Origin of the sequence: Cronbergia sp. UHCC 0137, from assembly GCF_034932285.1 — a bacterium.
Taxonomy (GTDB): domain Bacteria; phylum Cyanobacteriota; class Cyanobacteriia; order Cyanobacteriales; family Nostocaceae; genus Cronbergia.
Genome location: NZ_JAYGHC010000047.1, coordinates 14,243 through 27,117, shown reverse-complemented (window position 1 = coordinate 27,117; position 12,875 = coordinate 14,243). Strand labels below are relative to the sequence as shown.

The window sequence follows — 12,875 nt, the reverse complement described above, 5'->3', positions numbered from 1 at the left end:
GTTGGGTTGCGCTGTCGCTTAACCCAACCTACAAAAACTCTTAACTGATAAGTATTGCTCATCAACTGCATTCCTAGTCTTTGACTAGGGACGAGAATTGAATACTAAAGTTAAATTGTAGAAGTTAATTAAGCCTCATCAACTGCATTCCTAGCCAGAGACTAGAAACGAGACAAACACCCTTCTTATTCTTGCCTTTAAGATATACTCTACAATTTCTATGATTAAAAAGATTTGTATCTATCGTCTATAGTCTATCGTCTACAAGTGTGTTATATTAAATATGTCAATAAAAAAAGGGCAGTGCTGCAAACACTAACCCTTGTAGAGTAACGTAAACTTTACGTTGCTAACATTGACGCGATAAAAAACAGACTACTGATAAGCTGTTGTTAGTATACTGAAAATAGCAATTGACTATTTTTTCAGTATTTCTAGTATAGCCAATACGTCCTTGGCTAACAAATCAGCACTGGGTAAGGCGTAAGCTATTACCGCAGCAAAAAGCAAAGCCAATAACAATGTTATTTGCATTTTATTCATTCTTAGTTCTCCTTGATTTATGAATGAATACACAATCTAAATATCTATAACGTCCAGATAATTTTATCAGGGCGTGGTTTTTATTGAGTATTCATTCATTAAGTGTAGCACAAAAATATTAATTTCCTTACCAGTATCATTATTACAGTTTGTTGAAAACTACAAAATTATCAAAGGGTGCAAATCTAGTTCTCAAGTAATAGAGTTAGTATTAGATTTATTGCGATATCGAGAATTAGAACAAGCATATCGATAAATTTCAGCAGAAATTAACCAAAATTGGGAATTAACAATTGAGGATGGGTTAATATAGCTACTAACTCAACTTGCTAGTTATTTAGTTGGGGCTGGTAATTGGGTAATTGGTGATAAAATCTCAGTTTTCATCCTTTAATCCTGGACATCCTGATATGGCTGCGCTATCAGACAGTGTACCTGACTAGCAATACAGCTTTTAAATTACATCTCTATTGAGAGTGAATGACGATTTTGTGAGATGAACTATGAATAGCGTCACCTTAAATTTAGATCCAGTTATTCGCCTGACAGATGAACAGTTTTACAAACTCTGTATGGCGAACAAAGATGTAAGCTTAGAACTAAATGCACAAGGAGAATTAATTATTGTGCCACCAGTAGGAGGAGAAAGCGGCCGTAGTGAATCTGATTTAAATTTTAAAGTCAGTCTTTGGAATTACCAAACTAAATTAGGAATAGTATTTAGTTCCTCAACCATATTCCGACTTCCCAATGGTGCAAAACGTTCACCTGATGTTGCTTGGATAAAACTAGAACGCTGGGAAGCACTAACAGCAGAAGAACGGGAAAAATTTCCCCCACTCACACCAGATTTTATCATTGAACTGAGATCAAAATCAGATAGATTGAAAACTCTGCAAGAAAAAATGCAAGAATATATAGATAATGATTTGCGTTTGGGTTGGTTAATTAATCCCCAAGATAAAGAAGTAGAAATTTACCGACTAGGAAAACCTGTAGAAATTGTCCAACTTCCTGCTGTACTTTTTGGGGAAGAGGTATTACCAGGGTTTGAATTACAAATTTGAACCCCACATTAAAGCCAACTGATTATTAGATAAAACATTTGGTTGGGTTACGCGGTGCTTAACCCAACCTGCAATTGTAATTTTAATTCTCCAACATTTCCATAAATTCTTCTACTGTTATTCCTGCTTTAGAAATAAGACTGCGTAAAGTACCCCGCGCTACTTGATTATGATTAGGTATAGAAAGAGTAGCAGGATGTCCATCTTTTGTCATAATAATATGACTTCCGCGTTGACGAGAAACTTCCCAGCCAAGTTTTGTAAAAGTTTTAATAACCTCCGCAGGTTTTAATATTGGTACAGATGGCATTATATATACACTTCCACTTCACGAGTTATTACTGTTAAAGGCATACCTTTTTCTAACCTAACTTCTAAACATTCCCTAATAGCTTCTTGAATGTTTTCCTGTGCTTCTGCTTCAGTTATTCCTTGACTAACACAACCAGGAATAGAGTGACATTCAGCAATAAACATCCCATCTTCATCTTGAAACATAGTAATGATAAATTTCATGATGTTTTTATTTTATTGATCAATTTAATTTTACTGTAAATGTGTTGGGTTGCGCGTTGCTTAACCCAACCTACAATTACTACAATTCCTAAATTAGGAATAGTATTTAGTTCCTCAACCATATTCCGACTTATAGATAATGATTTGCGTTTGGGTTGGTTAATTAATCCCCAAGATAAAGAAGTAGAAATTTACCGACTAGGAAAACCTGTAGAAATTGTCCAACTTCCTGCTGTACTTTTTGGAGAAGAGGTATTACCAGGCTTTGAATTACAATACCAATTCCCATTCAAGTGAGTTACAAGATAAACGCAGATAATTTTGTATTTAGAAAAACAAACAAGAAGGAAATATTGACTTCCCAGGTCTTACCCAACCTTGTGAAGAACCTTTCCCAGATGTTAACGTCTACAAGTTGACGTAGTACACAGAGTGCATAAACCATGAAGCGTAGACACAAACAAGGCTGGCAAAAATCAATCATTAGCCTTGGCTTAATTGCCACCTTTGCCCCCTATTCTGCCATTGCTACCCCACCCAGAAACCCAGATAAAACCGTCAACTGTGAGATTTTGGTTGTAGGTGGGGGACTCTCTGGTGCTGCAACAGTTTACGAGGGATTACTGGCCGGAAAAACGGTTTGCTTAACGGAAATTACCGATTGGTTAGGTGGACAAATCTCCTCTCAAGGCACATCTGCGTTAGACGAAAGACCTACCCAACGTAAACGCCAATTCTATTCTCGCGGATATTTGGAATTGCGCGATCGCATTCAACGCAAATATGGCAAACTCAACCCCGGTGACTGTTGGGTAAGTGACTCTTGCTTCCTTCCCGCAGATGCCCATACCATTATCGACGAAATGCTCAAAGATGCCGAAAAGCGCGGTAAGGGCAAATTACAATGGTTTCCTAACACCGTGATCAAAGACCTAGAAATAAGTCCAGATGGCAAAATTATTAACAACGCCATAGCCATTCAACATCAACCTGCAAAAAACGCCCCTCCCCTCAATACCTTTCCCCTATCTCAAACCATTGAAGACGCTTATCAGTACGAAAATTCAGCCAAATTTAACAAAACCATTATCCGTTTTATTCCCAAAAAATCCCAGTGGTATGTTGTAGACGCAAGCGAAACCGGAGAAATTGTCGGCTTAACTGACGTTCCTTACCGACTAGGTATCGATCCTCGCACCCATTTAGAACCATCTGCTTCCACCACCACCAACAACCCCTATTGTACCCAAGGCTTCACTTACACCTTTGCAATGGAATCCACCAAGGAACACCAACAGCAAACAATGCCGCCATTTTATTTACAATATTCCCCTTATTTCAGTTATGAATTACAAAGACTAGCAAATTTCGATTTAGTTTTCACCTATCGACGGATTTGGAGTCCCACAAAAGGAGAACCCGCAAAATTTGGTGGGATTAATTTTTCTAAACCCACACCGGGGGATATCTCCATGCAAAACTGGACTTGGGGTAACGACTACCGCCCCGGAACAGCTAAAGATAATTTAGTATATACCCGTCAACAACTACAAGCCACTGGTCAGCTACAACCCGGAGGTTGGAAAGGAGGACTACGAACGGAAACCTTCCGAAAAGGTGAAGAACACGCCCTATCTTATTTTTACTGGTTATATGGGGGAACGACAGACTCCCAATTAGGTAAAGGAGTGAAGAAACCACAAACAAATATCCGCTTTTTGGCTGGTTTAAATTCCCCAATGGGGACAGCGCATGGTTTATCGAAATATCCCTATATGCGTGAAGGAAGACGGATTATTGGCCGTCCCAGTTGGGGACATTCAAATGGTTTTACTATTTGGGAAATTGATATATCTCGCCGCAATTATCAAGATGAATATTACCGCAAAACCCTCTCACCTTATATGTATCGTCAGTTAAAAGCGGCAATAGCAGGTTTAGAAGCTACATCAGTGATTAGAGGAGAAATTCCCTTGGGTGAAGTTTTACGCCGCAAGCGATCGACAATTTTCTCTGATGCTGTGGGTATTGGCCATTATGCCATAGATTTTCATCCTTGTATGCTCAAAAGTCCACCAGAAGCGCCCGGTAATAAGGAATTTCCAGGAGAAAGACGCGGTGCTGGACAGGCTTATCCTTTCCAAATCACTCTCAGGGCAATGATTCCCCAAAAAATTGATAATTTATTGGTGGGGGGTAAAAGTATTGCCACCAGTCACATTGCTGCTGCTGCCTATCGTGTACATTCTTTTGAATGGTCTGCTGGTGCGGCTGCGGGTACTGTGGCTGCTTTTAGTCTCAATGAAGGCATAGCACCCTACCAATTAGTCGATGATTTCCCTAAACCAGAACCACAATTAGAAGTTCTCCAAAGACTGTTGGAGAAAAATGGCAACCCGACAGCTTTCCCTGATACGTCGATTTTTAACGAAAGTTGGGATGATTGGCGGTAAAAATTTGAGTTTTGTAGAAAGGTATTTTGTCAAGAAGTTTTTGTAGAGACGTTCCATGGAACGTCTCTACATATTGAAAATTTCCCTGTATTCACCCAAAATCCAAAATTGATTTTAGGACTTACGCACTGTACAAAATGTAGATGATATGTATAAACGTAGGGTGCGTCAGACAGAATAATTTAGGCTAAAATCACTAACTTTCAGATTCTGACGCACCTGACTTCATCTAAATCAGTGCGGTGCGTCAGATCCAAAAAATCTGTTGTTTCCTAAATTATCGGGTCTGACGCACCCTACAAGAGATAAAATCTATCATCCCTATGTAATAGATTTTTACAAAACTCGCAATAAACTAGGAATACTATTTATTGCTTCTAAAGTTTGGATTTCTGCTAAAGCTTGTCTAAAGTCCCCTTCTTGAACATCGTGGGTAACAACGACAATTTCGGCTAGTCCTCCCTGAAAGCCGGTTTGGACGACTGACTCTAAACTAACGCCATATTTACCAAAGCAAGTACCCAATTTACCTATAACTCCCGGATGATCTTCGGTGAGAAAACGGGCATAAAATCGAGTATTCAGTTCAGAAATGGGCGCAATTTGACAATAATGCTGGTGTACACAAGCTAACAGGGGATTGGTTTTGGCTGTCTGAGTTTGTAGAGTTGCGACTAAATTTAAGATATCTGATGTCACCGCACTAGCAGTTGGACCAGCACCCGCACCCGCACCAAAAAACATTACCTGACCAATGGGTTCTCCTTCTACGAGAATGGCGTTGTATACTCCGTTTACACTAGCTAAGGGATGGCTTTGAGGAATCAGGGTAGGATGAACTCTCACTGATAGTTGGGTGTTTTCGTTAGTGCTCCGCGCAATCGCTAATAATTTAATCACAAATCCCAACTTAGCTGCATAACCAATATCTGTTTTAGTTACTTGACGAATACCTTCACAATAGACATCTTGCAGGTTAATTCGTCCCCCAAAGGCTAAAGATGCCAAAATCGCTATTTTATCGGCTGCATCTAAACCATCAATATCGGCGGTTGGATCAGCTTCAGCATAGCCTAATTTTTGGGCATCGGCTAAAACATCATTAAATTCACTACCCTCCGTTTGCATCCTGGTGAGGATGTAGTTGGTTGTGCCGTTAATAATACCTGTTACAGCCTGAATACGGTTAACGCTGAGGGATTGCTTGAGGGGTTGAATCACGGGGATACCCCCACCTACAGCCGCTTCTAGCATCACATACACCCCGGCTTGATTGGCGGCTGTAAATATTTCTTCACCAAATCGGGAAATCACGGCTTTGTTAGCGGTAACTACGTGTTTACCATTTTTAATGGCTGCGAGAATTAATGTTCTGGCTGGTTCTAATCCACCAATTAATTCTACAATGATATCCACGGCTGGATCGTTAACGATCGCTGTTAAGTCTGTGGTGATAATTTCCGGTGATAATTCTACATTACGGGATTTAGAGAGCGATCGCACTCCCACCCGATATATTTCTACTTCCTCTAACAGAGGATTACGTCCTACCACGTCTTGTAACAATTGCACAGTACCAGTTCCCACTGTGCCTAATCCTAATATTCCTAATTTTACACCCACAATTTTGCACCCAAATGATTTTTAAATATTGAGCAGTCACTCACAACCTAAAACTCTCATTTTTAGTTATAGCAGGAGTTACGAGTAAAACCTTAACATCATTAATGTTGTTGGGGCTATGGTATAAAATTGTCTGAATCAGGATATCCAGGATTTGAGGATTTTCAGGATTATTTTTCTTTTAAAAGTATATACTCTCCATTTTATGAACTGCTAAAAATAAATTATCAAAGCATTAGATTAGGATGATAGATTTTATCTCTTGTAGGGTGCGTCAGACCCGATAATTTAGGAAACAACAGATTTTTTGTATCTGACGCACCGCTATTATCAATCATGTAACCGCTACTTTATTCCCAGGGTAAGATTACATATCTTCCTTTTTCTACGGGACGCTAGGTGAACACTTTAGCGATACGCGGTTCATTTAATCCATATTCTTTTAGTGGGAAGAGAATAAGTAATGAGACAGAAACATGGTTAAACCCCCGATGGCTTTAGCCCTTGTATTCATATCATCAAATCTAGGGTAATATTATTTTTGTAATTACAAATTAAATAGATGAAAAATGAGTGGTAAACACCATACTATTTTTCAATGGGTTTAATCTATCTACCGGAGGATTTTAAGGAGAATCTAAATGAATAAATGTTATGGATGAACAATAAAAAAATTAGAAAAATCTGCCAATTTGGCAACCATCATCTGATGAGAGAAGTTAAATTAAATTAGACAAGCGAAAGGAACGAAGTTGTTAAAAAGGTTACTAAATTATCAACTTACTCTTTTAAAGGTTGTCTCAAAAATTAATAGGTTTAGCATTTGCTGCAATAGGAATGTTTAATTTTAGGCGTTGTCGTTAACCTGCAAATTACCCCCCTAATTAACGACTAACATCTATAAATGTTCCTTAACGCTTCAGCAGCAAATAGTAGAGTGGGAGAGTAAAGGCGCTTGGTAATGCCTACTCCCACTCTCTTTTTTTGGCAACAGATGATTAAGTATCAAACTTTAATAAACCAGTTTTTTCGGTACATTAAAACAGCGACACCAAACCAAAATAAGGCTGTGACTAATCCAAAGATTAGAGAACCGTTGAGAGTTCCAGCCCAGGAAGCAAAAATATTCTGGTAAATCCAATTGTAGGTACTGATAGCGTTTTCTCCTGTGCCAATAGTGGTTTTGGCTAGGATTTTAATTAGCAAAACTGATGCAACAAAAAGAGCGATCGCATTCAACCCTATCATCTCCCAGGGCTTACTCCAGCGTTTAATTAACCTGACTTCAATTAGTTCATAGCAGCTTGCTAATAATAATAATGCCCAGCCAGATGTAAATAAAACGTAAGAACTGGTCCAGAGTTTTTTGTTAATGGGAAATGCTACATCCCAAATTAAAGCAATCACTAAACAACTCAAACCGAACAAAACTAAATCCATGCTGGTGGTTGAAGTTGCTTGTTTTTTACCTTTAATCCACATTCCAGTTAAATAACCAGCAAGGACAGAAACTATGGCGGGAATTGTGCTGAAAAGCCCCTCTGGATCTCCCAGAAAGTTATAATTATCGCCTTTATACAAATGTATTTTAGGAATAATTAAACGGTCAAAATAAGCACCAAAATTACCTTCTCTTGTCAAAACTCCTGCGCCATAACCGGGAACGGGAACGTACATCATTATTAACCAATAGCTAATAAGTAAGAAAGCTGCTAGTATCCATTGACCTTTGGGTGGTAATTTCAAAACTGCTAAAGATGTCAGTAAGTAAGTTAAACTAATGCGCTGCAACACTCCCATCAAACGGATACTACTTAAATCAAAAGTCCAAACACCTTTATTCCAAAAACCGTTGAGTAGTAACCCCAAAATAAACAAAATGGCGGCGCGGCGAAAGATGCGTAAGTAAACAGCTTTGGTGGGTTTATTCTCTTTGGTATACTTGGAAAGAGAGAAGGTCATCGCCACACCGACAATGAACAAAAAGAAGGGAAATACTAAATCAGTGGGTGTACAACCATTCCACGCAGCATGATCTAAGGGGGGATATTTATCTTCTGCAACTCCTACCATGTTGAGAAGAATCATTGCTGCAATGGTGATACCACGAAAAACATCTAATGAAGTCAGGCGCATCGGCAGAATAGTATTTGGGATGACTATTTAGACTATCCTGACCGTTGATATTGTGCAATAAAAAATCTCAAAAAATAACTTTTTCCTTGGTCAAGAGAGAGAAAATTTTTGAGGGCGTTGTATACTTGAAGTATGAATTTATATGTAGAGACGTTCCATATAAAGTTTCTACAATGGTTCTCGCATGATTAGACATCTCTGGTAATTAAATGTGCATAACCTGAAACCGTTGTAGGGACAATTCATGAATTGTCCCTACGATAATTTTCACTCCATGTCTATTATTAAATTGAATAGTACAGTGGAAAAGATTTTGCATCTTTGGGCTTGACATAAACCCGTTCTTGTGGTTCTAAGTTTAATTCATCGAAGCGATCGCGCGTTAAATGTGCCATTACCATTTGTCCATCATCTAAGGTTAATTCCACCTGAATTTCCCAACCTAAATGGATTAAGCGATTAACGATCGCTGGTGTTGTAGTACCATTATTTACTTTTTCTATAATTACATCTTGGGGGCGCAAAAACACTTCTGGGTTAACTGAGTCAAAACCGCTACTTTGGAATATTTTAGAAGAACTGGGTAAAACGTTGACTGGGCCAATAAAACTCATGACAAAGGCTGAAGCAGGACGATCATAGATTTCTGCTGGTGTTCCTACCTGTTCCACTTTACCTTGATTCATCACCACGATTTCGTCGGAGACTTCCATTGCTTCTTCTTGGTCGTGGGTAACGAAAACTGTGGTAACATGAACCTCATCATGTAAACGACGCAACCAAGCCCGTAAGTCTTTCCTGACTTTGGCATCTAGCGCGCCGAAGGGTTCATCTAATAATAATACATTGGGTTCTACTGCCAGCGCCCTCGCTAAGGCTACTCTTTGCCTTTGTCCACCAGAAAGTTGTGAAGGATAGCGATCGCCCAACCCACTCAATTGTACCAATTCTAATAACTGATCTACTCGTCCCTTAATTTTCTTTTGGGGAGTTTTCCGAATTTCTAACCCAAATGCTATATTCTGTCGCACCGTTAAATGCTTAAATAGGGCATAGTGCTGAAACACAAACCCAATATTTCGCTCTTGTACGCTTTGATATGTGGCATCTTTACCAGTTAAGAAAATTTTGCCGCTATCTGGCATTTCTAAACCGGAAATTAACCGCAATAGTGTAGACTTACCAGAACCGGAAGGGCCTAGTAAAGCCACCAGCGAACCACTTTTAATTTCTAGATTTACCTGATCAACTGCGTGGAAACTGCCAAACTGCTTAGAGACATTTTCAACTACTATACCCACTGGTTCTATACCCCTATCACTAATCTACGGTTTACAAGTCGGATTACCGTGTTTTTATTTATATCACAACTAAGTCATGTTTAGATAGGGCTTTTTTCAAAAATTCAACATCATTGCTATGGATTACAGAAATATTTACACATTAGCTCTAACGCTAGAGTGGATACCCACCCACCTAATGCCCTCGCTCCAATTCAATACCTAAACAAGTATTAAGTTGTCTTGCCAAAACCGTGACGTGGGGAAATTGAATCATGGTGTGGTGATTACCAGGAACCTTGTATATCTCCAATTTGGGTAGTATTTCCCTACTCCACCCATTGCGCGAAAATAACCACAGTGGTATTTTTTTACCTTCCACACCATAGAAAAGTACAACACGAGCGTCATAGGGAGAAAATTGATAGAGAGATGGGGAAGATATGCTCTCCAAATCAGATTCTCCTTCTTTTGATGACACTGGCTGAGATGAAGTCTGCACCAGCCCCAGTCGGCGTAAAATTCTCAATCCTTTTTGTCTCAGATAATCTAGACGCTTTTCTTTGTTGGACTTTTTGAAATTAGACAAAATCCAACTGCTATTAGATAGTAGATTTTGCCAGTAATTGTAAAGTAGGTAAAGAAAATGAGTTCCTGGGCGATCAAAAATTACTAATAAATCTACTGTTTTGCCTTGTGCTTGAAGCTGTTGACTAATTTCGTAAGCAACAAAAGTTCCATAAGAATAACCACCAATGGAATAAGATCCGTGAGGCTGAACTTTCAAAATATCTTCCAGATGGCGAGCGGCTAAAGCTTTAATTGAGTAAGCATTATCACCACCAAAAACGGTATACCCTGATTCTAGCAAGTAGAAAGGATATTCTAAACAATTTGCTAAAGGAAGAGCCTCGTTATAACTATTAGCGCAGTAAAAGAAAGGTTTTTTTAAATTATCTCCAGATTGGATTTTTACCATGAAAGAGTACGGATGAAGTTGTTCTCCTTGACGACCCACAGTAATGGCTAAGAGACTCCGTTCTTGCTCTTGAGAAAGTTGGTATTTGGGAGTGTTGGCATGAGAGGGAGGTGTGTTATTCGCTTCCTTTATGGGAGGGTTGTCTGAAATATTTTCATTTTCAAGATAATGGGCTAAATCAGCAATGGTCATTAACTCAAAAAGAGCCGTGATCGGGAGTGTTTTCCCTAGTATTGTTTCGACTTTAGCTATAAGACTGACTGTTGCTGAAGAATTACCACCAAGATCAAAAAAATTATCTTTAACTCCAATGGGCTTAACATTGAGTACCTGTTCCCAAATCGCTGTCAGTTGTTGTTCAATGCCATTTCGAGGTGGAACAAAAGTTCCTGTGATTAGATATTCAGAGTCGAGTACAGGAGGAGATTCTTGGAGAGATAAATTTCTAATTTTTGAGGGTATAGAAACATTAACAGTTGATTGAAACCAGCAACTTTGTCTTTCAAAGGGATAGCTTGGTAACGAAATTAATCGGTAATGATCTGCACTATAAATTAAGTTCCAATCAATGTTTTTATTTTCTAGCCATAAATGTCCTAGCTTGGTTAAAATTTTATGCCATAGTAAAGCATTACTCTCAGCAAGAGAAGAAATCTCATGAGGTTGAGTAATCGTAGTGATATTTTGAATAACAGATAAGGTATTAATCTCGCGCTGACGTTTGCTCACTTTTTGAGTCCAGACTTTTGAAGTTGTAGGAGATTGAAGAAAATTTTCTAAATTTTCCTGTAGTTGCTTGAGGGATGAAGCGATGGTAAAAAGACTATATTGAAAGCGCGATCGCCCTACATTCGCACTATAACAAACATTTCCTAGATCAATGTCTGGGTTTTGAGACAACCACACTAAGTAAAGTTTGACAAGGGTTTGCAAGGCGGTGTCGGTTTGAGCAGACAGAGTGAGTAGATGAAACGGTGCAGCGATAGGATGAATCGGCAGAGGTAATGGTGCTTCTTCTAATATTACATGAGTATTGGTTCCCCCAAAGCCAAAGGCACTCACCCCCATCCGCAGAGGTTTCTCTGTCTGGAGTAACGGCTCTAACGTTTGTTGTACCCTTAGTCCCAGTTTCTCAAACTCAACAGCAGGATTGGGTTGCTGGAAATGGAGTGTGGGGAAAAGCTGACGATGGCGGAGAGAGAGGATGACTTTGATCAAACCCGCCATACCAGATGCTGCTTCTGTATGACCAATATTGGTTTTGACTGAGCCAACCCGACAGGGGTTATCCGCTGAACGCTGCTTTCCCAAAACTTTACCAATGGCTTTGAGTTCTAAGGCATCGCCAATAGGGGTTCCGGTGGCGTGAGTTTCGATGTAACAAATGGTTGCAGGATCAACCCCCGCATTTTGATAAGCTTGTTGGAGTAACTCAACCTGTGCTTGCAGATTGGGTGCAGTTAAACTATTACTACGTCCGTTATTATTAATAGCACTGCCCTTGATAATGGCGTAAACGCGATCGCGATCCGCCTGTGCCTGAGAAAGCGGTTTCAACACCACCATCCCCACCCCCTCACCCCTAACATAGCCATCAGCACGAGCATCAAACACTTTACAACGATTATCCGCAGCAAGTAAGCCAGCATTCTCAAATTTTTCTGTCCCATTCTCCATTAAAATCAGATTAACTCCCCCGACTAAGGCTAAAGTAGATTCCCTTGTCCAGAGACTGTGACAAGCTCGATCTACCGCCACTAAAGCCGAAGAACAAGCCGTATCAACTGATATACTAATTCCTCTGAAGTCAAAGAAATAGGAAATCCGATTCGCAATCATTCCTCCCTGGTTTCCTGTACTCACATTCAGATGCTCAATTCCTTGATTACTAATTAATCGAGAGTAGTCATTACTTCCAATCCCGACAAAAACGCCTGTCCTACTTCCAGCCAAATTTTGAGGAACTTGACCTGCATCTTCTAGTGCTTCCCAAGCTATTTCCAATAGCAAACGATGTTGAGGATCAAGCATCGCTGCTTCCTGGGGAGAAATTTTAAAAAAATCAGCAGCAAATTGATCAATATTCTCTAAAAATCCTCCCCAAATTGAAGAACTAGACTGACTCGAATTTCGTGATGAGTTAGTTATTGCATCAACCCCATTCTTGACTAATTCCTGAAAGGATTCTATGTTTTCAGCTTTAGGAAAACGACCGCTTAACCCAATAATCGCAATTGCTTCTTGATTCATATTAACTCAAATATCTGCGTAAAAATCT

The 12,875-nt window shown here is 39.4% G+C and carries 9 protein-coding genes and 1 pseudogene; 3 read left to right on the top strand and 7 right to left on the bottom strand.

Going from position 1 to position 12,875, the window contains the following annotated elements; genetic code table 11:
- Positions 1-417: 417 nt before the first annotated feature.
- Positions 418-543, bottom strand: a complete 126-nt coding sequence (locus tag VB711_RS20185; RefSeq protein ID WP_323288062.1) for a hypothetical protein — start codon at positions 541-543, stop codon at positions 418-420.
- Between the two features lie 503 nt (positions 544-1,046).
- Here VB711_RS20185 and VB711_RS20180 point away from each other — a divergent pair.
- Entirely contained in the window at positions 1,047-1,610 is a 564-nt protein-coding gene (locus VB711_RS20180) for a Uma2 family endonuclease (protein WP_323288061.1), read from the top strand.
- A gap of 82 nt (positions 1,611-1,692) precedes the next feature.
- Here the strand turns inward: VB711_RS20180 and VB711_RS20175 are convergent, their stop codons facing one another.
- Together VB711_RS20175 and VB711_RS20170 are read right to left on the bottom strand one after the other, a co-directional pair.
- The gene (locus tag VB711_RS20175; protein ID WP_323288060.1) at positions 1,693-1,920 is read right to left on the bottom strand and encodes a type II toxin-antitoxin system HicA family toxin; all 228 of its coding nucleotides are present in this window, start codon (positions 1,918-1,920) and stop codon (positions 1,693-1,695) included.
- Positions 1,920-2,126, bottom strand: coding sequence for a type II toxin-antitoxin system HicB family antitoxin (locus VB711_RS20170; protein ID WP_323288059.1), 207 nt, complete (start codon positions 2,124-2,126; stop codon positions 1,920-1,922). The genes VB711_RS20175 and VB711_RS20170 overlap by 1 nt, the downstream gene beginning before the upstream one ends.
- Positions 2,127-2,258: 132 nt before the next feature.
- On the opposite strand from VB711_RS20170, the pseudogene VB711_RS20165 reads away from it, so the two are divergent.
- Positions 2,259-2,423: pseudogene (locus VB711_RS20165) on the top strand (Uma2 family endonuclease); the annotation flags it as partial.
- A 146-nt stretch (positions 2,424-2,569) separates the two neighbouring features.
- Entirely contained in the window at positions 2,570-4,579 is a 2,010-nt protein-coding gene (locus tag VB711_RS20160) for an FAD-dependent oxidoreductase (protein ID WP_323288058.1), read from the top strand.
- Between the two features lie 336 nt (positions 4,580-4,915).
- Here VB711_RS20160 and VB711_RS20155 read toward each other — a convergent pair whose 3' ends face one another.
- The 4 genes from VB711_RS20155 to VB711_RS20140 form a co-directional block, all read right to left on the bottom strand.
- On the bottom strand, positions 4,916-6,202 hold the full coding sequence (locus VB711_RS20155; protein WP_323288057.1) for a homoserine dehydrogenase: 1,287 nt from the start codon (positions 6,200-6,202) through the stop codon (positions 4,916-4,918).
- 1,005 nt (positions 6,203-7,207) lie between these two features.
- Positions 7,208-8,338 carry an acyltransferase family protein gene (locus tag VB711_RS20150; protein WP_323288056.1) on the bottom strand — a complete coding sequence of 377 codons (1,131 nt, stop codon included), beginning with the start codon at positions 8,336-8,338 and terminating at the stop codon, positions 7,208-7,210.
- Between the two features lie 284 nt (positions 8,339-8,622).
- Positions 8,623-9,639 (bottom strand): sulfate/molybdate ABC transporter ATP-binding protein, encoded by a 1,017-nt coding sequence (locus VB711_RS20145; protein ID WP_323288054.1) that lies wholly within the window; start codon positions 9,637-9,639, stop codon positions 8,623-8,625.
- A gap of 175 nt (positions 9,640-9,814) precedes the next feature.
- The gene (locus VB711_RS20140) at positions 9,815-12,847 is read right to left on the bottom strand and encodes a type I polyketide synthase (RefSeq protein ID WP_323288053.1); all 3,033 of its coding nucleotides are present in this window, start codon (positions 12,845-12,847) and stop codon (positions 9,815-9,817) included.
- Between the last annotated feature and the right edge of the window lie 28 nt (positions 12,848-12,875).

Bases quoted from the DNA above. Each gene is read 5' to 3' on its own strand.
- VB711_RS20185 (WP_323288062.1), bottom strand. From the start codon at position 543: ATGAATAAAATGCAAATAACATTGTTATTGGCTTTGCTTTTTGCTGCG.
- VB711_RS20180 (WP_323288061.1), top strand. From the start codon at position 1,047: ATGAATAGCGTCACCTTAAATTTAGATCCAGTTATTCGCCTGACAGAT.
- VB711_RS20175 (WP_323288060.1), bottom strand. From the start codon at position 1,920: ATGCCATCTGTACCAATATTAAAACCTGCGGAGGTTATTAAAACTTTT.
- VB711_RS20170 (WP_323288059.1), bottom strand. From the start codon at position 2,126: ATGAAATTTATCATTACTATGTTTCAAGATGAAGATGGGATGTTTATT.
- VB711_RS20160 (WP_323288058.1), top strand. From the start codon at position 2,570: ATGAAGCGTAGACACAAACAAGGCTGGCAAAAATCAATCATTAGCCTT.
- VB711_RS20150 (WP_323288056.1), bottom strand. From the start codon at position 8,338: ATGCGCCTGACTTCATTAGATGTTTTTCGTGGTATCACCATTGCAGCA.
- VB711_RS20140 (WP_323288053.1), bottom strand. From the start codon at position 12,847: ATGAATCAAGAAGCAATTGCGATTATTGGGTTAAGCGGTCGTTTTCCT.